This window comes from Pseudomonas sp. FG35, assembly GCF_057809295.1.
Genome location: NZ_JBMDJR010000012.1, coordinates 75,493 through 97,717 on the forward strand (window position 1 = coordinate 75,493; position 22,225 = coordinate 97,717).

The window sequence follows — 22,225 nt, forward strand, 5'->3', positions numbered from 1 at the left end:
TATGTCGAGCAAGAAAAAGTCCCTGGAGATCGAAACCCTGCGTGGCCTGGCGTGCCTGTTGCTGGTGCTCTATCACGTGATCGGGCCGTTGGGCGGTGGTTTGAAAATCGACATCGGCTCGCCGTTCCGGGTGATCGCCGATTCGATGGTGTACGTGCGCATGCCGCTGTTCACCTTCATCTCCGGCTACATCTATTCCCTCTACAAGATTCGCGGCAATGACTTTTCCACGTTCTTCAGCGGCAAGGTGCGACGCCTGATCGTGCCGCTGTTTTGCGTGGGCGTGCCGTTCTCGGTGTTGCAGGCGGTGGGGCCGGGGGTGAACAAGGACGTCAGCGTGATGGATGCGCTGTTGTCGTTCTATGTGCCGATCAACCACTTCTGGTTCTTGCAGGCGGTGTTCATCATTTTCATGTTCGTCGGCCTGCTGGAGTGGCGCGGTTTGTTGCGTACACCGACGCGCCTGTACCTGTTGTTCGCCTTCGCGGCGGCGGTGTTCCTGTTGCCGCCGTTTCCCGTGGACGCGTTCGGCATCAACGGGGCGATTTATCTGCTGCCGTTCTTCGTGGCGGGCATGATCGGCCAGGAGAAAGTCAGCGAGCTGAAGCAGACGTTCAAGGTGATCGGCCCGCTGGTGTTTGTGCTGATTTCGCTGACGCTGCTGTACGTGGCGGCGGTGGACCGCGAGCTGATTATCGACCGCCGCAGCCTGATCGGCCTGACGGTGGGCTGCGTGTCGTGCATCGCGTTGCTGTCGAGTGACATGCGCTCGAAGGCGCTGACCTGGCTTGGCGGTTACTCCTACGCGATTTTTCTGTTTCACGTATTGTTCGCCGCCACGTCGCGTTCGATCCTCGGCCGCCTGGGTGTGAAAGACGAAAGCGTGCTGGTGTTCTGCGGTTTGACGTGTGGTTTGCTCGGGCCGGTGGTGTTGTCGATGATTTTCAGTCGCTTCAACTTCACTTCCGTGCTGTTTCTCGGCGAACGTGCGGCGACGAAAAAGAAACCGGCGGCAACCATCGCTCCGGTGGCGCAGACCCGATGAAGGAAGCGATTCATGCTGGCTGTTGATGAGGTGCCGCCGGTGGCGGCGTCGGTGGTGCAAATCGGCGACGCTCGCGAGCGGTTTGGCCAGTGGCGTGAAGGCAAGGCCGGCAAGGTCTTGTCGATCTCGGTGATCGGCGACAGCTACAGCGCCGGGCAGGATTTCTACCTGAACAAACTGGTGCAGCGCGTGGCCGGGGAGGTCGGGTTTGCCGGGCCGGGCTACGTCGGCTTCAACCACGGCGCAGCGCTCGGCGGCACGCATTTCAAGTACACCCGCAGCAGTGAGAAATACTTCGGCGGCGGCTGGCAGGTCTCCGGCCTCGGCCAGGCCAGCCCCGACAGCCGCACGGTGACCGGCCGCCCCGGCGCCTGGTTGCAAGTCGAGGCCAGCCCGACGCCTGCCATCAACACCGCGGTCACTCAGGCGAAACTGCTCTACCTCGGCAACGGTGAGTCCAGTGAGTTGCGTTATCGCTGGTCACCCTCCGCCGACTGGCAGCCGTTGAAACTCGCGGGCGAGGGCGTACAGGAAGTCCCGCTGCCCGGTACGTCGGCCGCGACCGATTGGGCTTTCAGGCTTGAAGTGGTAAAAGGCGCGCCGACCCTGTTCGGTCTGTGGCTGAGCAACGATCAGAACGGGGTTCGGGTGTCGAAACTGGCGGCGTCCGGCGCGGCGTCCGCTGATTTCTACCACGACGATGCCCGCTGGCAGGCGCAGTGGAAAGCCGTTGTATCGAAGATACCCGCAGACATTTACCTGATCATGCTCGGCGGCAACGATCAGGGTTTTGGCGTGAAGCCTGAGCAGTATCTGCATAACGTTCAGGGGCTGGTCGGCATGCTCCGCGAGATTCAGCCGGCGGCGAGCATCAACCTGATCCTGCGTCAGGACACCACCCGCTCCAGCGCCTATCCGATGTCGGCTTATGCTCAGGTCATCGAACCCTGGGCCCGTGAGCAGCATCTGGGTTATGCCAATCTGCAATGTGCGTTTGGCACCGACGTCAAACGCTACGCCGCCGCGATGATCGGGCCGGACAAGATTCATCCGCTGCCGGCCACGGGCGGGCGGGTGATTGCCGATTACTTCTATCGTTGGGTCGTGGGCGGGCAACAAAAAGTCTCGCCACAGGACAGCTGTGGCGAGACTTCGAAGTAGCCGTCAGTTATCGAACAGATCCAGATGGCTCAGCAGCTCTGCGGTTTTCTGCGGCATCAACTGCGTCACGCAACGGGTTTCCACGTTGACGATGATCGCCGGGTCGTTGCAGCAGATCCGCACCCGAAAACGCCAGTCGCTGAAGATCATCTTCAGGCCATCGCGGTCATCGACCTCCAGCGCCTGTTCGCCGTAAATCCGTTTCAGGTGGGCGAGCAGGGGGTAGGGATCGCGCATCGGTCGGCGTATGTCCCCGGACGAGGGAAACACGCCGAGGCGGTCGACCAGCAGCAGGGTGCCCAGCCACGGGCCATTGGCGCTGGGCAATGGCTGATGGCGGGATAACCAGCTCATCACCCCGAGGTTGTCCACCTCACGTTCAATCTCTGCGGAATGTTGTGCAATGTTCATGGTTGCCTCGTTGGCTGTGCGTGCTGCGATGGATCAGTGGGGCCGCTCAGCGGCCCTTCAGGTAAACGTTTTCGTAGCAGAAGTTGGTCGCCTGCAGGTAACCCTCGGCGTCGCCGCAGTCGAAGCGCAGGCCCTTGAATTTGTAGGCCAGCACGCAACCGTTCTGCGCCTGTTTCATCAGGGCGTCGGTGATCTGGATTTCGCCGCCCTTGCCCGGCTCGGTGTCGGCGATCAGGTCGAAGATGTCCGGCGTGAGGATGTAGCGGCCGATGATCGCCAGGTTCGACGGTGCGTCCTGCGGGGCCGGTTTTTCCACCATGTGGTTGACCCGGTAGATGCCCTCGGAAATCGCCTCGCCGGCGATCACGCCGTATTTGTGGGTCTGGTCGCGCGGGACTTCCTGGATGGCGACGATCGAGCAGCGGAATTTCTTGTACAGCTCGATCATCTGCGTGAGCACACCGTCGCCTTCGAGGTTAAGGCACAGGTCGTCCGCGAGAACCACAGCGAAGGGCTCGTCGCCGATCAACGGTCGACCGCTGAGAATCGCGTGGCCCAGGCCTTTCATTTCCACCTGACGGGTGTAGGAGAAGGTGCAGGTGTCGATCAGCTCACGAGTGCCGGCCAGGAACTTCTCTTTCTCGGTGCCACGGATCTGGTGTTCGAGTTCGTAGCTGATGTCGAAGTGGTCTTCCAGTGCGCGCTTGCCCCGGCCGGTGACGATGGCCATGTGTTGCAGGCCGGCGTCCCGTGCTTCTTCAACGGCGTATTCGATCAACGGCTTGTTGACGATCGGCAGCATTTCCTTGGGCATGGCTTTGGTGGCCGGCAAGAAACGCGTGCCATAACCGGCAGCGGGGAACAAACATTTACGGATCATAAAAGTTTCCTGGTCATTCATGGCGCACTGCCATCGTTTATTGCAATAACGAAAGGTTGCAAGTTATTGAAGCTGTACTTTAATACCTGACTCGGGAGATGAGTGGCAAATAGCAATGAGTGTAAAACACGACAATGTTATGAGATGTCGGTTTTGCAGTTATTGGTTATTTTTAGTCGGCATCCGTTGATAGTGATGAATGCGCGAGAGTGCTAATAAGTACCAGGCAATACAGTTTGGCTTGTAAAAATATTTATAGCCAGTGATTGAACTGTTTTTGTTTCTGGTTGTTGTCGCGCTGTTTGTGTGAATCAAGACACACATTAAACAAACAGCGCTTGACACGCGAGTTGGCACTTTTCCCACTATGGACCGCGCTATGAAGATTCTGGTAACGGGTGGCGCCGGCTATATCGGCTCGCACACCACACTTGCACTTCTTGAAGCAGGTTATGAAGTTGTAGTTCTGGATAATCTTTGCAACAGCAGCGACGCCGCCTTGCACGCGGTGGAAGCCATTTGCGGCAAAAGTGCGCTGATGATTCGCGGGGATGTCTGTGACCGGGCCCTGCTGGACCGGATTTTCCAGCAGCACGCCATCGATGCCGTGCTGCACTTCGCCGGGCTCAAGGCCGTGGGCGAGAGCGTGCGCAAGCCGCTCGAATACTACGAAACCAACGTCAGCGGCAGCATCACGCTGTGCCAGGCAATGGCAGCGGCTGGGGTGTTCCGGCTGGTGTTCAGCTCGTCCGCCACGGTCTACGGCGAGCCGGCGCAGATGCCGATCCGCGAGGATTTCCCGACCGGCACTCCGACCAATCCCTACGGCCAGTCCAAGCTGATCGTCGAGAACGTGCTGCGCGACCTGTGCCAGTCCGAACCGCGCTGGAGCATCGCGCTGCTGCGCTACTTCAACCCGATCGGCGCGCATCACAGCGGCCAGATGGGCGAAGACCCCAACGGCATTCCGAACAATCTGGTGCCTTACATCAGCCAGGTGGCGGTCGGCAGCCTCAAGGAGTTGTCGATCTTCGGCGACGATTACCCGACGGTCGACGGCACCGGCGTACGTGATTACATCCACGTCGTCGACCTGGCGGACGGGCACCTGAAAGCCCTGCAAGCCATCGCCGACCGTACCGGCATTCATACCTGGAACCTCGGCACCGGCGACGGCTACAGCGTGTTGCAGGTACTGCGGGCTTTCGAACAGGCCTGTGGGCAGCCGGTGCCTTACCGGGTGATGCCACGGCGTTCCGGGGATATCGCCGAGAGCTGGGCCGACGCTTCGAAGGCGGCGAAGGAACTCGGCTGGAAAGCCACGCGCAACTTGCAGGACATGGTCACCGACACCTGGCGCTGGCAATCGAATCATCCCCGGGGTTATCAGGGATGATGGCGTTTTAGTGCAATGTTAGTTTCAGTCAGGTTGTTAGATATCGTCGGGAAATTAGACTGGCAATGCCTTTTGCAAGTCCGTAGATATAAACCTGCCGTTCGACTTTTATCAGTTGCGTAAGACTGTGAAAGAACAACGGATCTTGTTCGCGCTTTTTGCGACTTGAACTCTACCACCTCTAACCAACACCCGATGTTCAGGTGCGATGTTAGAAAGGAGTTGATATGAAGAAAGTGATGGCGATCGCCCTGTTGACGATGTTGAGCAACTGGGCCTCCGCAGCTGAAGCGCCGCTTACAGCAGTGACCAATGTATCTGGCAGTGTCGCGGCTTCTACAGCGCCTGCTGCCAGTACTGCCATGGTCGCCAGTGCTGTCGCGGCGTCCAACAGTGGTGGAAGTGCCAACGGCGGTACAACGGGTACCACCGGTACCACGGGTACAACCGGCACGCACAACTAACTGAAGTATCTGTTGGTGCAGTACAGGGTCGCCCGACGAAAGTCGGGTGACTTTGTTTTTGGATTCGCCCTTGAATAGCGTAGTGCCATTATGACCCGTCGTTTTTCTCTTTTATTGTTGGCAAGTATCGCTTTGCAAGGTTGCATGTTCTCCCCCGGCCAGTACCTGAGCACCAGTAGCATCACGCGCCAGGGCGCCAGCGAAAGCAGCCGGGTCGAGCTCATTCCGATCACCCCCAAGCTCATCGCCATGAACCGCGCCACGTACAAGCGTGAGTCGGTGCCGGCGGAGTTGTTGGCGACCCCGGCCGAATACCGCATCGGCAGCAACGATGTGCTGTACATCACGGTCTGGGATCATCCCGAGCTGACCGCCCCTTCGGGTGCGCAGCAGCAGATCGACGCCAACGGTCGTCTGGTGCGTTCCGACGGCACGTTGTATTACCCGTACATCAAGGAAGTCCAGGCCGCCGGCAAAACCATCCAGCAACTGCGTTCGGACATCGAGCAACGCCTCTCGGCGTTTATTGCCGAGCCGCAAGTGGATGTCGCGGTGCTGCGTTTCGCCAGTCAGAAAGTCGTGGTCTCGGGCGCCGTGGCCAAGGCCGGCCCCCAGGCGATTTCGACTAATCCGCTGAGCGTGGTCGAAGCCCTCGGCTCGGCCGGTGTCGATACCAATAATGCCGACTTGTCCGGGCTGATGCTGACGCGCAACGGGCGGGTCTATCCGCTCAATCTCGATGCGCTCAATCAGCAGGATTCCGAATTGCAGAACGTCTACCTCAAGGGAGGCGATCAGCTGTATCTGCCGTACAACGACAACAAGCGCATCTACGTGATGGGCGAGGTCAACCAGCCCCGTGCGCTGAGCTTCAAGACCGCCACCATGAACCTGTCCGACGTGCTCGGGTCGGTCGGTGGCCTGAGCCAGACCACCTCCAACGGCAACGCCGTGTACGTGATTCGCGGGGTGGAAAACCTCGACGTCGAGCCGGCGAAAATCTATCAGCTGGAAGCCGAATCGCCGACCGCCATGGCGCTCGCCTCGCACTTCGAAGTGCGGCCTCAGGACGTGGTCTATGTCGGGCCTGCCAACGTGACTCGCTGGAATCGCCTGATCAGCCAGTTGGTGCCGTCGGCATCGATTGTCGGGACGGGGGCTTCCGCTGCGAAGAACTGGAGCGAATACAGTAACAACAGCAAATAAGGCCGCCGACTGTGAAAACGTTGAAAGTGGGCGTGTGCCTGATGGCGGCCGTGTTGTTGAGTGGCTGCAATCCGCTGATGAGCGCTTCGTTGAACAACCTCAAGTCTGCCGTCATCGGGCCGGATGAACTGGACGTGTCGGCGGAGCAGGTGGCCGGGGTCAAGTATCCCCAGCTCAAACTGACCACGCCGTCCGGCTCCGGGGTGCTGGCGCTGGTGCGCGAGCGCGAGGACCTGCAGTTCTGGGTCGCCTCCGGCAAGCAGGTGCTGCTGATGCGCGACGGCCTGGCCATGCGCACTGTGGGCCTCGGCGTAGACGGCGATCTGGACGGCACGCGTCTGTCCGATGACTCGCCGTTCAAACAGGGCCTGCATCGCATCACCGACGGCTACACCAGCCGCCGCTGGATCGACCTCTACAAGGGCCAGGAAGTCGGGATCCTCGTCAACAGCCGCTTCTCCCGAAAGTCCCTGGAAACCCTCGACATTCTCGACAAGGAATACTCCGTGCTGCGTGTCGACGAGCAGATTGACGCGCCGGCCATCGGCCTGCGCGCGACCAACCGTTACTGGGTCGATCCGGTGGACGGTTTCATTGTGCAGAGTGAACAGCAACTGACATCGCAGTTGCGGGTCAGGATCGTGCAACTGACCCCTGACCGCAGGCATGTCCCGTGAAGCGGCTCAGAGCGCTTTCGGCGTGCCTGATGTTGCTTGCCGGTGCCAGCGAGGCAGCGGTCATCGTCAGCGGTGATGTCGCCAACCCGGGCCCGATCGAATTGCCGGCGGGCGGACGTTTGCGCGATGTGATCGGTGAGGCCGTGCCGGATGCCGAAGGCTACTGGCTGGCGGGTGTGCTGTTGCGTCAGTCGCTGCTGGAAGAACAGACGCGGCTCAAGGTAGGCGTGCTGTTCGATCTGGATGTGCTGCAGCGCATGGCCATGCTGTTCGACAAGCCTAGTCGGGCGGCGCTGGCCCAGCGCCTGGCCGAGCAGGTCCGGCAGATGCCGGTGACCGGGCGGCAGATCGCCGATCTCGATCCGGTGGCGGTGGAAGTCGGCTTTGCCCGCAACATCCGTCTCGACGATGGTGATCAACTGATCTACCCGAAACGGGTCGACGAAGTCGAAGTGCTGGGCGCGGTCGCCGAGCCGTGCCGCCTGCCTTATCAGCCGTTGCAGGAGGCCCGCGAATACCTGCAGGGCTGCACGTTGCTGGAGGCCGACGCCGATGCTGATTATCTGTGGCTGATCCAGCCCAACGGCGAATCGCGGCGGGTCGGCATCGCCCACTGGAACCGCGAGAGCGGGCAGATGCCCGTGGCCGGCAGCAAGATTCTGGTGCCGGTGAAAAACGATGATCTGGATCCGCCTGTCCCTGAACTGAATCAGCAGTTGGCCGAATTGATTGCCACGCAGTTGGCTGAGGTGGTTCGTTGAATTTGCGTTTTGCAGCTGTGTTGTTATTGCCGTGTGGCCTGGTGCATGCCGAGCCTCGGATTACCCAGAATGACTTCGGCGGCGTCGGTCTGTTGCAGACCCCGACCGCGCGCATGTCGCCCGCCGGTGAGTTGAGCGTCAACGCCAACCGCACCGAACCGTACAGCCGATACAGCGTTTCGTTGCAGCCGCTCGACTGGCTGGAAGGTTCGTTTCGCTACACCGCCATCACCAACCGTCCGTACGGTTCCGAAGCGCTGAGCGGCAGCCAGAGCTATAAGGACAAGGCGGTCGACGCCAAGGTCCGGCTGTGGCAGGAAAGCCACTGGGCGCCGGAAGTGGCGCTGGGCTTTCGAGACATCGGCGGTACCGGTCTGTTTGCCAGTGAATTCTTCGTGGCCAACAAGCGCTGGGACAATTTCGATTTCAGCGCCGGCATCGCCTGGGGTTACATCGGCAATCGCGGCGATGTCGACAACCCGTTGGGTTCGATCAGTGACCGCTTCAACACTCGCCCTGATCTGGAAGGCACCGGTGACGTCAACGCCGGCTCGTACTTTCGCGGCAAGCCGTCGTTTTTCGGCGGTGTGAGTTACCAGACGCCCTGGGACCGTCTCAGTCTGAAGCTCGAATACGAAGGCAACGACTACAAGCACGAGCCCAAGGACAACATCATCAAGCAGGACTCGCCGATCAACCTCGGCGCGGTGTTCAAGGTGACCGATTCAGTCGATGTGAGTGCGGCCTGGGAACGCGGCAACACGGCGATGTTCGGCATCACGTTCCACACCAATTTCGTCAGTCGCAAGGCCCCGGCCAAGACCTTTGATCCGCCGGCCGAACCGCTGCCGGCGAAGGCGCCGACCGCGTCCATGGAAGAGGTCAACTGGGCCGACGTGTCGCGCCGTTTGCAGCAGAACGCCGGCTACAAGGTCGAACGCATCACCCAGCGCGATTCCGAACTGATCGTGTACGGCGAGCAGCAGCGCTATTTCCATTCGCCGAAGGCTGTCGGCCGCGCGAGCCGGATCCTCGACAACAGCGTCAACGACGACATCGACTGGTTCACCGTGGTCAACAAGCGCTACGACCTGCCGCTGGAAGAAACCAGCGTGCCCCGGCAGACATTCCGCGAAGTGATCAACAACGAAGAGCCTCTGGAGTCGCTGCACCGCACCACCGAGATCAACCCGGCGATGCCGCGCAACGAGAAAACCCTCTACACCGAGGCGCCGCAGCACTTCAATTACGGCGTCGGCCTGGGCTTCAAACAGAACGTCGGCGGCCCCGATGGTTTGCTCTATCAGTTCACGGCGGATCTGGACGCCGAGTACCGCTTCAACCGCAACACCTGGTGGAACGGTCTGCTGAGTCAGAACCTGATCAACAACTTCGACAAGTTCACCTACGACGCGCCCAGCGGCCTGCCGCGTGTGCGCACCGACTTGCGTCAGTACCTGACCACGTCGGACACCACCATGCCGCTGTTCCAGGTCAGTCATGCCGAGCAACTGGACAAGGATTTGTACGGCATGGTCTACGGCGGTTATCTGGAGTCGATGTTCGCCGGGGTCGGGGGCGAGGTGCTGTTTCGTCCGACCGGCAAGCGCTGGTCGATTGGTGCGGACCTGAACTACGTGCGTCAGCGTGAATTCGACCAGGGTTTCGGCCTGCAGGATTACTCGGTCTGGACCGGTCACATCACCGGCTACACCGACCTGCCGTTCGACACGCTGGCCGCGGTCAGCGTCGGCCGTTACTTGGCGGGCGACTTTGGCGGCACGGTGGATATCTCTCGCGAGTTCTTCAACGGCGTACGCTTTGGCGCCTGGGCGACCATCACCACCGCCGGCAGCGCCGAGTATGGCGAGGGTAGTTTCGACAAGGGGCTGTACCTGTCGATTCCGTTCGACGAAATGATGAGCATGTCGACCATGCGCCGCGCCAACCTGGTGTGGGCACCGCTGACCCGTGACGGTGGCGCGCGGCTCAACCGCAGCTTCCAGCTGCATTCGATGACGGACAGTCGGGAAGGGGACATGTTTTACCGCAACTTCGGGAAGATTACCGAGTAGGTTCGGGGGAGCGGGGAGTTAAAGCGGGAGCCTGTGGGCTCCCGTTTTGGTTTGTGGTGAAGGGTGATCTTGATACAGCGCATGATTGCGGTGGGAGTCGGTGTGTTCCAGGTTCAAACCTGATGTTGAATGATCCGGCGCTTTCGTCGGATCGCCGCCCGGACCAAGCCCGCTCCCACAGGGTTTCAGGTGATGCCTTAATCTTCGCTATTCCCCGCATCCTTGTGGGAGCGGGCTTGCCCGCGAAGGCGTCCGCTCAGTCGACATCAAATCATCAGACTTTCCTCGGCCGCAGAGCCCTCCGTCAACCCCCAAATCCCGCCCACAAAAAAGGGGACTTTCGTCCCCTTGCGGTGTTGCCTTCTCAAGCGCTGCGTCTCAGTAAATATCCTTCGACAACAGGGTGAACGGCGTCTTCACCAGGATCTTCACATCCAGCCACAGCGACCAGTTGTTGATGTACTTCAGGTCGATCTCGACACGCTTTTCCATCTTGTCGAGGGTGTCTGTCTCGCCCCGGCAACCGCTGATCTGTGCCAGGCCAGTGATGCCCGGTTTGATTCGGTGACGGGCCATGTAGGCGAGGATCTTGCCCGAGTAGTAGTTGTTGTGCGCCACGGCGTGCGGACGTGGGCCGACCAGCGCCATGTGGCCTTGCAGCACGTTGAACAGTTGCGGCAGCTCGTCCAGCGAAGTGCGACGGATGAAGCGACCGACTGGCGTGATGCGCGAATCGTTGCGGCTGGCCTGTTTGACCTCACGGTCATCGTGCACGCGCATCGAGCGGAATTTCCAGACCTTGATCACCTTGCCGTTCCAGCCGTGGCGATCCTGCTTGAAGAACACCGGACCCGGCGAGGTGAGCTTCACCGCCAGCGCCACGGCCAGCAGCACCGGGCTCAACAGGATGATGGCCAACAGGGCGACGGCTTTTTCCACCAGACTCTTGCTTAGCGCGGCGGTCGGGCGGCTGGTCAGCGGGCTTTCGTTGAGGTAGATCGCCGGCAGACCGTCCACGACTTTCACCGAGTGGTTGAGCAGCGTCAGGCTGTTCAGGTCCGGCACCCAGACCACGTCAACGTTGGCATCCAGCAGATCGACGTACATGGCTTCGATCTTGGCGGCTTCCGACAGCGGCAGCGTGATGTACAGGCGGCGGATGTCGTGGGTCTGGATCAGCTCAAGCAGTTCGTCCTGAGCGCCGACAACGCGCGGAGCGTCCGCTTCCAGCGACGGGGTATCGCCGTTGCTGACCAGGCCGACCAGCGGCAGGTTTTCGTGCTGGCTCAACTTCTTCGCCAGGCCCAGTGCCAGTTCGCCGGTGCCGACGATCAGGGTCTTGTGTTCGCTTTTGCGCGAACGCTGGTAGAACTTCGAGAACGCATGCAGCGGTGCGTACAACAGCGCCTGACCGAGGAAGCCGTACACCGCCCACTCAAGGATGACCTGGCGGGAGAACAGCGCATCGGCCTTGCAGATGAAGGCGATGAACGCCAGCCCGGCCATGGTCATGAACCAGCCCACGAACAGTCGACCCAGCCCGGTCAGGTAATTGTCTCGCTTTCGGTACGCGCCGCTGAAGGTATAAGCCGGCACTGAGGCCAGTACCGCAAGGATCGTGCACATCCGATAGTAGAACTCGACGGTGCCGGTGTGCTGTTCGGCCAGTATGAACAACAGTGAAACAATGAAAGTCTGTGCCAGCGCCCATTGGCCCCAAAAGGTCAGTCCCTTGAGGCCGGTGTTTCGATTGATACGAAGAGAAAGATCCATACGATATCCCCAAAAGACGTCCATTCAGGTTTCGACAGTAGAAAACCGAGTTGTTAAGCAGACTTGTTATTGTTGTTTGAGCCAGTGTCCTGAGGTAACAACGCCGGAATGCGGAACTGTCGTCAGTCAATAGACTAAGTTATTGCCGGGGATGCTGTCTGACGAGTTCTAACAAGATGGCACAATGCCAACTTATTTGAATTTCCAATATTCAAACGTTAGAAAAGGTCGAAAGGCAGGGGGTGAATAATCAATATTGTGTTTGCTATCGTAGGTGGGGTCAGGAGGCGGGTATAACCAGGGAGGGGTGAAACCAAACAGAGTGCTTTTTTATTTTTGTAATCGCACTTGTATCTGTTTGTCTTGTAGTGGGGGATGCTGTTTAGGCAACAACTTCCTGGATCAGGCAATAACCGCGATTGCGCACGGCACGAAACAATCGTTCACCGTTGCTGGCGTTCTTGAATTTGTCTTGAAGACGGCTCAGGCACATTTCCAGTCCCCGGTATTGCTCCGGCTCGCGGCCGATGCTGAGGATCAGATCGTCCCGACTGACAACACGCTCTTCATGGTGAAGCATTTTGCGCACCAGGGCGGTTTCGAGCCCGGTGAGACTGATCTCGACACCCTCTTTCGTCAATGCACCCTGATCATTGTCCAGATGCCAGGCTTCAGTGCAGGGCGCGTCGGACTCGATCGTTCGGGAAGTGTCAGTGGGGTCTTCGGACATGGCCGTGGAGTTGTGGAATGAATGCGCCGATTGTGCTGCCAGCCATTCCGATTCGAGGGTGGCCAATATGCGCTGGGTATCATGTTCAATGCTGGGTGCGACATGCTTCCTTGTGCCGCGTGGGTAAGTGAACTCCATCAGCATCGGAGTGGAAGAGGGCGAAGCAACACCTTCAATAAACATTTGTGCCTGAGACGTGCCAAACGAATTGAAACGCTCACTGGAGAGAATGCTCTCGAGTTCGCGCTGCGACGCTGAGCTGTTAGTCACGACAACAAAGTATTTTCTTGGGAGGGTCGTGCTGGTTTCCATGTCTCTCTCCTAAAGTACACACCAAATTTGGCGAAAAAATAATGGCAGGCGAGCAATGTTTTCCTCGGAATTAATCGATCAGGCAGGGTCTGGGCCCAAAGATGGCCTCGATAAGTTCCACTCGGTCTGCGTTAGAGTAATGGTTTATTGTTATGTTTAAGTGTTGCAGCGCTCATGCAATTGACAGCTTTTTATTAGATACGTGACGCGGTTAAAACTATGAGAAAGCGGATGTTTGAAGCGTTGCATCAGACGTTCCCTCGTATGCTGCAAAAGAGTGTTTTCCCTGAATCAAGGAGTTGAGATCAACCCCCTCATCAGACGATAGCCATACCCGCGAATGCTCTGTATGGCGTTCGTACCGTACACGTCCTTGATTTTCCCACGCAAGCGGCTGATGGATTTTTCCAGCGCCCGAGGGTCGTAGAATTGGGTGTTCAGCCCCATGATGCTGGCGATTTCATCGTGGCTGAGAATGTGATTGCCGGTCTGCGCAAAGGCTTGCAGGATCTTCATTTCGGCAAAGGAGATATCGAGTTTCTTGCTGGTGTCCGAGAGGCAGATGCGGGTGGAGTCCAGCACCAGGCTGATATCCCGCTGCCATTCTTCGCTGTCGAAGAACTCACCCAGCAGTTCCGCGCTTTCATCGGACAAGGTATTGAGTTTGATACAGAAGTCGGCACCGGCCAGAAAGTACTTGATCTTGTTGTGGGCGCCGCGACCTGTGATCACTGCACAAATAATCGGCTTCAAGTTGTCGTTGCGCAGGTTTTCCACCAGCGCAAGGTTATCTTCGAGTGCCTGAGGGCTGTCGATGATAATGAAGATCGCCCGATACAGGCCGTGATATTCGTTGTGCTGATATGAACTAATGTAGGCGTCGGCTTCAACAGCCACACCGCTCTGCACATGCTTCGTGATTAGCGCGCTAAAGTGTTCAGCCACGCCACGGGTACGACCCAGGGTGAGAACACCTGGTTCGTCGCTTGTGCGGCGCGGGCTTCTAGTCGCTAAGTTACCTGTGAGCATCATGCATTGACTCGAAAAGGTGCTGACATCGGGATGTTAAAGCACCGGTTCTCATCTGTGACTGACAATTGGTAACATTTGGACGAATTTTAGACGTGGCTCCCGAGTTTTCTAACAATAATTAAGCGATTCAAGCTTTTAGTTGATTTTTTCGGGGCTGTGAACTAACGGAATTGAGGCCGTTAGATGGTGGCAATATGGAATGGTGCCACTATTTTGTAATTATCGCGAGCTGTTTTTATGTCCCTTGGCCATCACTCAATTGCATACGTATCAGAACAGTGTGAGGTGGGTCACATTTTATGGGGAGGCCTGTCTTTTGGCTATAACGTCGACAAGTTCACATACGGACGTTTATTAACATGCCTTGAGTGTGGCTTTTGATAAGACATATTCTCCGTCCCCGAGTCGGGCAATGGGTGCGCATCTGCCAATTGTTTTACTTCAGATACTCAATGCCTGAATGCATTTAACAGGGCGCCCGCAAAGAGCGCTCTGACGGAGGATTAATGGATTTACTGACCTTGTTCAAGGTGCTGATTCTTGGGGCGGTAGAAGGCCTGACCGAGTTCCTGCCCATTTCCAGTACGGGCCACCAGATTATTGTTGCCGACTTGCTGGAGTTCGGCGGTGAACGCGCCATGGCGTTCAATATCATCATTCAACTGGGCGCCATTCTGGCGGTGGTCTGGGAGTTTCGCCCGAAAATCTTCGAGATCGTCAAAGGCCTGCCGACCCAGAGCAATGCACAGCGTTTTACCCGTAATCTACTGATCGCTTTTTTCCCGGCGGTGATTCTCGGCGTGTTATTCGCCGACACGATTCATGAATACCTGTTCAACCCGATCACCGTTGCCGTTGCATTGGTCGTGGGCGGCATCGTGATGTTGTGGGCCGAGCAGCGCGATCATGTAGTGAGTGTCGACCATGTGGACGACATGAAGTGGGCCGACGCGCTGAAGATCGGTTGCGTACAGTGCCTGGCGATGATTCCGGGTACGTCGCGCTCCGGCTCCACCATCATTGGCGGTTTGCTGTTCGGCCTGTCACGCAAGGCCGCCACGGAGTTCTCGTTCTTCCTGGCGATGCCGACCATGGTCGGTGCCGCAGTGTATTCCGGCTACAAGTACCGCGAACTCTTCCAGAGCAGCGACCTGCCGGTCTTCGCCCTGGGCTTCGTCGTAGCGTTCATCTTCGCAATGATCGCCGTGCGCGGCCTGCTGAAGTTCATTGCGAACCACAGCTACGCCACCTTCGCCTGGTATCGGATCGCCTTCGGCTTGCTGATCCTTGCCACCTGGCAATTTGGTTGGGTCAACTGGACGGCTGCGGCGGCAAGCTGATTACTGACTGCTGAGCAGCGCAGCGACGGCGAGGTCATTCAATTCAGAGTCGGGCGAATCCTGACGAAACCGCTGCAACGCCGAGGTGAAATACGCAGCTTGCAGCATGCCGTCACTGGCGAGGAAATAACGTGCCGCTTCTATTTCCTCTACCGAATACACACGTTTTTTCAGTCCGGAAATGTCCGACATCCCGTCGACTGTGACCATCGTCGTCGTGAAAACCAGAAAACCAGACATTTGGGTAGATTGAAAAGGGCCATTTTCCCCGTTGCCGCACCCCTTCGCAAAATCACAGGATGCATAGGCGCTTGCATAGAGAGTCGAGAGTAAAGCGAGGAGGGTGAAACGCTTGAATAAAACACAGCTGAACGTGGGCATAACCAAAAGACATCCTGTCAGTACAGCAAAACACCGGGCAACGCTCATTCGTTGCCCACACGCTCCAAGCGTCGATCAACGCCCGGCCAGCAACTCCGCCGCCTGATCCAGCAACGCCAGCGGATCCTTGGCCTTGTGGATATCCACCGACAACAACTGACGAAACTTGCGCGCCCCCGGGAAACCGGTGCCCAGGCCCAGCACATGCCGGGTGATGTGATGCATCGCCCCGCCGGCCAGCAAATGCTCGGCTATATAAGGCCGCAACTGCGCCAGCGCCTCGGCCCGGCTGATTACCGGTGCGGTACTGCCGAACAACTGCTGATCCACCTCGGCCAGCAGATAAGGATTGTGATACGCCTCGCGCCCCAGCATCACGCCGTCAAAGGTCTGCAAATGCTCATGGCAGGCCTCCATCGTCTTGATCCCGCCGTTCAGAATGAACTCCAGCCCCGGAAAATCCGCCTTCAACCGCGCCGCCACGTCATAACGCAACGGCGGAATGTCACGGTTCTCCTTCGGCGACAACCCCTCCAGAATCGCAATCCGCGCATGCACCGTAAAACTCGTGCACCCGGCATCCCGCACCGTGCCGACGAAATCGCACAGCTCCTCATAACTGTCCCGCCCATTGATCCCGATCCGATGCTTCACCGTCACCGGAATCGACACCGCATCACGCATCGCCTTCACACAATCAGCCACCAACTGCGGATGCCCCATCAGGCACGCACCGATCATATTGTTCTGCACCCGATCACTCGGGCAGCCAACGTTCAGATTCACCTCGTCGTAACCGTGTTCCTGCGCCATGCGCGCGCAGGCGGCGAGATCCAGCGGAACACTACCGCCCAACTGCAACGCCAGCGGATGCTCGGCTTCGTTGTGACGGAGGAAACGCTCGTGATCACCGTTGAGCAGAGCGCCGGTGGTGACCATCTCGGTGTAGAGCAGGGCGTTTTTCGACAGGATGCGTAGGAAGTACCGGCAGTGGCGGTCAGTCCAATCCATCATCGGCGCGACGGAGAAACGGCGGGATAGTGGGGCGGGTGTGGCGGTGATTGGGGGCATTGGGGGTACGGAATCGGTGTGGCTGGGAGGTGGGGGGAGTTTATCAGGAATGGGAGGAGGGGGCTTGGCGGAGGGAATGGCAGAGTTGGTTCACAGCGTCCGAATCCTGGATCTGCTGAGCTCGCTCAACCTGCACCGGATTGAGCAAGACAAATCCGCCGCAGGATTGATAGCATGTGGCTATCAATGTCCACATCCATTTAGGAACGGAATCCATGTCGAAAAAAATCCATGCGGTAGTGCTTTGCCTGACCGGCCTCGTTGGCGCTATGCAGAATGCCGTTGCAGCTGACAACCTGTTCAAGAGCTACGCCTACGACACGCCAATCACAAAATACACCGAGGCTGGTGGTTACTATGATTGCTCGGCAGAGGTGGGCGCGCCCGCCCGGTGTGTAGATGACGTTGATTTCATTGATCAGAAATTCACCGCAGGCTTGGTGTTCAGCAGTGACAAGTTGATTATGGTTTCACTGTTCGCGCCCTATGAGCGTGAACTGTTCGGGCGTGCCATCGGTGCGTTGGCCAAGTCGTTCGGTCTGGTCGCACTGGCTGACGGCAAGTCCATGCTGGATCTCGTAGATCTGGCGGCTAAAGCTAAAAGCAAGGATGAGTACACCGCTAAACTCACCAACTACGAAAGTGTCGCTCTAAACGCCAATAATCTGACCTACTCGTTTATTGAGGGCGCTGCCTCGATCAAAGGCACACCTAGCATTACCGGTTTGATGGCAGCCGCGCCTGCGAATGTCAGGGGCGCTGATCTCATTGTCACGGGCGAGGGCGAGGAATCGGTCATCATGATCAAGTTTTCTTTCCCGAAATTTGACGAGAACAAGCTTGTTGAACAGGCCAAAAAACCGGTCGAATCTTTCTGAGCACGATGCTTTGGCGTGTAATACGCCTCGCCAGCAATAGAAAAAATAGAAAAGGGACAGATTTATTTGCTCATTATTTGGCGATAATAAGTCTGTCCACATTATTCCCTTGGACTAAAGCATGTTAACGGTTTAAAAAATCATAAAATTAAATGATTGACGAAAACGTGCAACTGGTAACGCCAATGAAATCTCTGCTTGAGTTACTGATCAACAATATTGGCAAGTCATATCACGACCTTGTGAAGCTGGGTTAGTTGAGAAAAACTCCCTCCGCGAATCTCAGTATGAGGATAGCCACTCACTTGAAATCGAGAGCATTCCTGGACTAGAGCTGGTCTTTGATCCAATTGCCCACAGACTTGAATCGATCTACATCAGGTTAAGGAATTACACAGGACTGAATCTCACTATATATTCCGACCCGCTACCCAAGCCTTTTGATCAGTTTAAGCAAAGAAATGACTCATATAAGTACGTTGGCATGCCGCTGTCCAGTACTGAAGCGGATAACTCTCAGGGACTCCCCACCTCCGATCACTTTCAACTGAATACGGATCTACATCCTGCAGCACTGATGGACTTGCAGTATGGTGAAGGCGAGAAGTTGAACGTTATAGCAATTTCTCTTTTCGACGCATCGGCTTGAACAGACTCAAAGATTATCTAGATATAAACCAACTCAAGTCGGATCAATGCATGCTAGGCGTAGCCGGACGCAGGCAAGAACGAAACAATGGGGACATATTTGTTTCTTTGATTGCTAGGTGGTAAATCAATCTGTCCCCCTTGTGACCTTGTTAGCTCATTTCGTTCCGGCTCCCGCATGCTTTGAAACGGTGCATGTAAAGCGCGCTTTACTTCTCTTCGATTGTGATGATAGTTCGCGAAGGAGTACCTTTTCTCAGTTCAGCCGCTGAGCGTTGGAGCGCCTTTTTTTGTAAAAGATTCTCAACTATGTCCATAACGTGGCTGATTTCATTGGAAGAAGGTAAATGACCTCGATGAGATGCAGCATGCCCCGCCTCAAGGGCTGTTTCTAGAACTTCTTTGTCCTGCCTGCCTAAATGGCCATCTGTAACCAATTTATTGAGTTTTTTGCCGAAACCGCCAATGTCTCCAACAGTTTCGTTCATATACATATCAACGATTGTCCTCGCCCCCATCATGGCAAGTCTTCTGCTGTTTGCGTGAAGAGCTGCATAAATTTCACGAAGCATCGATTGCCAGTCTTTTGGAAGAAGCTTGTGCCACTTGGGGGCTTGGCGGGAAATTCTTGGTGGATAAAAATCAGTCTCGTCACTTGCGTCGTACTCAGAATGCCACCAATCGACTCTCAATGTCACCTCTTCGCAGCCTCGGCACTCGATAAAGCGACTCGTCTTTGACCATTCGTATTCGTAACCATCAGAGTACTCGGAGTGGCTCTCGCTTTTCTCGCTGAGGCAATCATGCTTGGTCGGGCCTGAGCACTTGTTGCAATAGGACCAGATAGTTTTTTTCAACGCCATGAAGCTCTGCCTCCAGTATTCACCAATGGTCGTCGCGAGATCAGTGAAATGAATATCGGCCGCTTGGGTTCATGTAATTATAACACGCCAAGCTTTCACTGATTTTTGTACCGCTGACTATGCAAACAGGGGTACAAGCAGGTACTCCAAAGTGCGAGAAATAAGGTGACAGATTTATTTATTTCGGGTTCTAGATTGTAAGCAAATCCGCGGTAAATAAATCTGTCCCCATTGTAGTACATTGTATAGGGTTTTGGTTTCAGATAACCAGTTCGGTGATAGCGTTTCCGAGATCGAGAAGATAGCTGGCCGCTTCGGCGGACTCAGTTCGTGTTATTGGTTGTTTAATGCTCGTTATGGGGTCTAGGTCTGCCTCGTGGACAATTGCATTCCTTCTTGTGGCGATAAGCTTAAGATTCCGCTTAGCATCATTGTCTGAAAGGCCAACTTTATTACCAATAACTTGCCACTTTTGTGCTTCTAGCCATATAAAACTCAGGCCATCTGATACTTTTGCTGGATCTTGGAAGGATAAGATACTGAGCTTTCCTCGAACTAACTCTTCGAATTTTACTCCTGGTGGTGGCGTTGCACCTGGAGCCAGGTCTGTGAGATGCTGAAGGGCAATGCCTTCGTTAGCATATTTAGGTGTATGCGGTCTCGAGCCTTCGAAGATTTGCACCATTCCAATACGAATCAAATCGTGTATAAGTTTGTCAAAAGCGCTAACGGCGTAAACTAGTTGATATCGAAGTAAATCATCGAACGGCTCCCGAATCTGAACTATGTCAATGAGATGGTCATATATTGTGCCAAGGTCATTTGCCTGTTTTATGTTTTTTTGAAAAACTAATTGAGCGTTATGCATGGTTAGCGGTTCATCAGTTCTGTTAGCAGGCTCGCGATTTGTGTAAATTGCTCTTTAATTTGATCTCTTTTGGTAATGGCATTTTCAAGTACCACTCCGGTGTCAGCTAATTCACCTTTATTTAGAATGAATACAGGTACGCCGGCAATGTGCGAGCGTTGTAACAATGAACCAAAGTCTTGAATTTGCCCGACGCAATAACCGTCACTCCGGAATTGTTCTGGATATTCTTTAGGGGTAAGGGTTAAGCCTGAAGATTGCAAAGTAGGAAACAGATGGTCCCGAGCTACTGAGTTAATTTCAGCAATGTTATCTCTGTATGGCGCAGCCGGTCGACCCTTCCGAACATTGAAGCGCTGGATGGACGTCCCTAAAAATTTTGGTAGCCCTGCTCGCAAAGGATAAGCTGAGTCTTGGAATGCTTGCTCGTTTTGTACTTTCCAAGAAGCCCATCTCGGGAAAATTGTCTGGAGTGTCTCAAGCGCCATGATGGAGAATGGGTCGGGATTCGTAGGGATAAGAAAATAGTCGGAGTTCAGAAAAAGATTCTGATTTATAGCGCTCAAACCGGGGTTTAAATCAATGATTGTATAATCAATGTCGTTAGCCTGTTCGACTTTTTGGATTAATTCGTTGAACGCGCCAGGTAGGTTTTGCAAAGTCGCTAGTGCATTCGAGTTTTGCGCGAATGTTAACGAAGCATCATACTCGGATAAGGTGGCGTGGCCTGCAAGCAATTTAAGATTTGGTTGTCTTGCTGGACTTTTGCATGTAATTGCCTCAATAGGTGTTGGCTTGCCTTTGAATGCAGGCGCAACTCCATCTTTGATATTTTGGAGGCGGGTCTCATCACTAAGATAGTATTCATCAAAGTCATCGCCTAGAATGAGGCTGGAAAGATTGCATTGTGGGTCTGCATCAACTAGTAAGACTTTATTTCCTTGTTCTGCAAGCATCCAGCCAATGTTATAAACAGTTGTAGTCTTGCTGACTCCGCCTTTATGATTGAAGAGCACAAGTCTTTTAGCCATTTTTATTCCCTTATAGAAACTATCGGATGAAACTCTGTGCCTTTAAAAGCACTGAAATCGATCTGTAGGTATAGCAGAGTGCCAGTCACATTGGCAATAGCAAAGGGGGCAGATTTGTTTGTTTTGGATTTCTAGGTGTTAAATAAATCTGTCCCCGTCTTTCGTTGGAAAATAAAGGATCCTTCAGGGGCGGATTTATTTGCTTTGGATATTAAGTGGTACATAAATTAGTCCTCTTGGATTCACAATGTTACTCTGCGGGTATGTGCCAGAACATCTTAAAACTATTGCGGTCGCGATTCGTTTTCTGCAGGATATATCTTTCGTTTATTACAGCAATTAACGGTGAGCGAGTTCGTAGATCTATTCGATTGAAAGTACCATATAGATGGTCGTTTAAGGTGTCATTGTCAAAAAGCAACTTTTCAAATAGGTGCATTGTCAAGTGCTCATCGCTGCTGATTTTTAACTCGCTATTTACATAGCTTAAGTTTGAAATGTACTGAAGTCTGACATATTCAAGGAAGATAGGGGTAGGTTTGTCTGAAGTGTTTTCAGCATATTTAGCTTGAACCAACGCTTTCAAATGAGCCTCCGAAGGAACATTGAAATCGACAAAAGTTGTGCTTTCGTTGAATTTCTGCACAGATTTGGTTAATTCCCCAAAATACATGTCTTGCCAATGCATTCGTACGATGGCTTTATGGATGTCTTCATTAAGTTCTCGAAATATAGCGTCAAAATTTCCAGCATGGTTTATCATTTTATCCATGAATGAAATGGATTTCTTGAGGGTCAAAGGCAATGTCTTTGAGTAGGTCTCTGCCTCTGCTTTCATTTTGTTTATGAGGGTTCTGCTTTCTTCGATTAGAACTTTTTGCCTTTCGGATTCTTTGTTTTTTCGATATTGATGTATCGCAAGAAAGAAAGCGGCGGCTGTAGCAATTTGAGCAATGGCGTTGATTATATCAATAAACTTTATAGGCCACCAAAACTCAAAGGGTGCATAAGTGTACATGTTTAGAATTAAAATAAATCCTATTGAGATAGGGATGGTTAAGTTTTTTAATAGGTTTTTTATCGAGTTCTTGGTGAATCCCTTCTTTTCATAGTGCATAAAGTTTTGTCCCTGCGGTATGGTACGCATTGTTTGCCAAAAAAAGGGCGCGGATCTATTTTGAGTGGTAAATAAATCCGTCCCCATTTCTAGTCCTTAGGATCA

The 22,225-nt window shown here is 54.9% G+C and carries 22 protein-coding genes; 11 read left to right on the forward strand and 11 right to left on the reverse strand.

Annotated elements, in window-relative coordinates; genetic code table 11:
- The first annotated feature begins 1 nt into the window (after position 1).
- Positions 2-1,045 carry an acyltransferase family protein gene (locus ACODTD_RS22140; protein ID WP_489105205.1) on the forward strand — a complete coding sequence of 348 codons (1,044 nt, stop codon included), beginning with the start codon at positions 2-4 and terminating at the stop codon, positions 1,043-1,045.
- A gap of 12 nt (positions 1,046-1,057) precedes the next feature.
- Entirely contained in the window at positions 1,058-2,206 is a 1,149-nt protein-coding gene (locus tag ACODTD_RS22145; protein WP_489105206.1) for an SGNH/GDSL hydrolase family protein, read from the forward strand.
- A gap of 3 nt (positions 2,207-2,209) precedes the next feature.
- Here ACODTD_RS22145 and ACODTD_RS22150 read toward each other — a convergent pair whose 3' ends face one another.
- Complete coding sequence (locus ACODTD_RS22150) at positions 2,210-2,617, reverse strand: phosphohexomutase domain-containing protein (protein WP_039772767.1); 408 nt, start codon at positions 2,615-2,617, stop codon at positions 2,210-2,212.
- Positions 2,618-2,663: 46 nt separating this feature from the next.
- Entirely contained in the window at positions 2,664-3,497 is an 834-nt protein-coding gene (gene galU, locus ACODTD_RS22155; RefSeq protein ID WP_011335161.1) for a UTP--glucose-1-phosphate uridylyltransferase GalU, read from the reverse strand.
- 379 nt (positions 3,498-3,876) lie between these two features.
- Here galU and galE point away from each other — a divergent pair, with 379 nt between their 5' ends.
- The 6 genes from galE to ACODTD_RS22185 all read left to right on the forward strand — a co-directional run bounded on the left by galE (position 3,877) and on the right by ACODTD_RS22185 (position 10,076).
- Complete coding sequence (galE, locus tag ACODTD_RS22160) at positions 3,877-4,893, forward strand: UDP-glucose 4-epimerase GalE (RefSeq protein ID WP_041475373.1); 1,017 nt, start codon at positions 3,877-3,879, stop codon at positions 4,891-4,893.
- A gap of 227 nt (positions 4,894-5,120) precedes the next feature.
- Entirely contained in the window at positions 5,121-5,357 is a 237-nt protein-coding gene (locus ACODTD_RS22165; RefSeq protein WP_003226528.1) for a hypothetical protein, read from the forward strand.
- 90 nt (positions 5,358-5,447) lie between these two features.
- Entirely contained in the window at positions 5,448-6,563 is a 1,116-nt protein-coding gene (locus tag ACODTD_RS22170; protein ID WP_176243895.1) for a polysaccharide biosynthesis/export family protein, read from the forward strand.
- Between the two features lie 11 nt (positions 6,564-6,574).
- Positions 6,575-7,240 (forward strand): YjbF family lipoprotein, encoded by a 666-nt coding sequence (locus tag ACODTD_RS22175; protein WP_221614314.1) that lies wholly within the window; start codon positions 6,575-6,577, stop codon positions 7,238-7,240.
- On the forward strand, positions 7,237-8,001 hold the full coding sequence (locus ACODTD_RS22180) for a capsule biosynthesis GfcC family protein (RefSeq protein ID WP_489105207.1): 765 nt from the start codon (positions 7,237-7,239) through the stop codon (positions 7,999-8,001). The genes ACODTD_RS22175 and ACODTD_RS22180 overlap by 4 nt, the downstream gene beginning before the upstream one ends.
- Positions 7,998-10,076 carry a YjbH domain-containing protein gene (locus tag ACODTD_RS22185; RefSeq protein ID WP_221614315.1) on the forward strand — a complete coding sequence of 693 codons (2,079 nt, stop codon included), beginning with the start codon at positions 7,998-8,000 and terminating at the stop codon, positions 10,074-10,076. Before ACODTD_RS22180 ends, ACODTD_RS22185 begins: the two co-directional genes overlap by 4 nt.
- A gap of 378 nt (positions 10,077-10,454) precedes the next feature.
- Here the strand turns inward: ACODTD_RS22185 and ACODTD_RS22190 are convergent, their stop codons facing one another.
- From ACODTD_RS22190 to ACODTD_RS22200, 3 genes are all read right to left on the reverse strand, one after another.
- On the reverse strand, positions 10,455-11,849 hold the full coding sequence (locus ACODTD_RS22190) for an undecaprenyl-phosphate glucose phosphotransferase (protein ID WP_201819900.1): 1,395 nt from the start codon (positions 11,847-11,849) through the stop codon (positions 10,455-10,457).
- Between the two features lie 382 nt (positions 11,850-12,231).
- Entirely contained in the window at positions 12,232-12,891 is a 660-nt protein-coding gene (locus tag ACODTD_RS22195) for a winged helix-turn-helix domain-containing protein (protein WP_201819903.1), read from the reverse strand.
- A 291-nt stretch (positions 12,892-13,182) separates the two neighbouring features.
- Entirely contained in the window at positions 13,183-13,923 is a 741-nt protein-coding gene (locus ACODTD_RS22200; protein WP_285354454.1) for a winged helix-turn-helix domain-containing protein, read from the reverse strand.
- 506 nt (positions 13,924-14,429) lie between these two features.
- Between ACODTD_RS22200 and ACODTD_RS22205 the strand changes: the two genes are divergently transcribed.
- Entirely contained in the window at positions 14,430-15,263 is an 834-nt protein-coding gene (locus ACODTD_RS22205; protein WP_103386753.1) for an undecaprenyl-diphosphate phosphatase, read from the forward strand.
- On the opposite strand, the gene ACODTD_RS22210 is transcribed toward ACODTD_RS22205, so the two are convergent.
- Positions 15,264-15,644, reverse strand: coding sequence for a DUF2388 domain-containing protein (locus tag ACODTD_RS22210; RefSeq protein WP_489105208.1), 381 nt, complete (start codon positions 15,642-15,644; stop codon positions 15,264-15,266). It abuts the gene before it with no gap.
- A 75-nt stretch (positions 15,645-15,719) separates the two neighbouring features.
- Entirely contained in the window at positions 15,720-16,715 is a 996-nt protein-coding gene (gene dusA / locus ACODTD_RS22215; protein ID WP_443576856.1) for a tRNA dihydrouridine(20/20a) synthase DusA, read from the reverse strand.
- A 176-nt stretch (positions 16,716-16,891) separates the two neighbouring features.
- Between dusA and ACODTD_RS22220 the strand changes: the two genes are divergently transcribed.
- Both ACODTD_RS22220 and ACODTD_RS22225 read left to right on the forward strand, forming a co-directional pair.
- The gene (locus tag ACODTD_RS22220; protein WP_489105209.1) at positions 16,892-17,593 is read left to right on the forward strand and encodes a hypothetical protein; all 702 of its coding nucleotides are present in this window, start codon (positions 16,892-16,894) and stop codon (positions 17,591-17,593) included.
- A gap of 229 nt (positions 17,594-17,822) precedes the next feature.
- Positions 17,823-18,242 carry a DUF6392 family protein gene (locus ACODTD_RS22225; RefSeq protein WP_489105231.1) on the forward strand — a complete coding sequence of 140 codons (420 nt, stop codon included), beginning with the start codon at positions 17,823-17,825 and terminating at the stop codon, positions 18,240-18,242.
- Positions 18,243-18,450: 208 nt separating this feature from the next.
- On the opposite strand, the gene ACODTD_RS22230 is transcribed toward ACODTD_RS22225, so the two are convergent.
- The 4 genes from ACODTD_RS22230 to ACODTD_RS22245 form a co-directional block, all read right to left on the reverse strand.
- A complete protein-coding gene (locus ACODTD_RS22230; protein ID WP_489105210.1) occupies positions 18,451-19,104 on the reverse strand; it encodes a DUF4145 domain-containing protein in 654 nt (217 codons plus the stop codon).
- A 259-nt stretch (positions 19,105-19,363) separates the two neighbouring features.
- Complete coding sequence (locus ACODTD_RS22235) at positions 19,364-19,972, reverse strand: HEPN domain-containing protein (protein WP_489105211.1); 609 nt, start codon at positions 19,970-19,972, stop codon at positions 19,364-19,366.
- A gap of 2 nt (positions 19,973-19,974) precedes the next feature.
- Positions 19,975-21,003, reverse strand: a complete 1,029-nt coding sequence (locus ACODTD_RS22240; RefSeq protein WP_489105212.1) for a ParA family protein — start codon at positions 21,001-21,003, stop codon at positions 19,975-19,977.
- A gap of 250 nt (positions 21,004-21,253) precedes the next feature.
- The gene (locus ACODTD_RS22245; RefSeq protein WP_489105213.1) at positions 21,254-22,207 is read right to left on the reverse strand and encodes a hypothetical protein; all 954 of its coding nucleotides are present in this window, start codon (positions 22,205-22,207) and stop codon (positions 21,254-21,256) included.
- Positions 22,208-22,225: the final 18 nt, after the last annotated feature.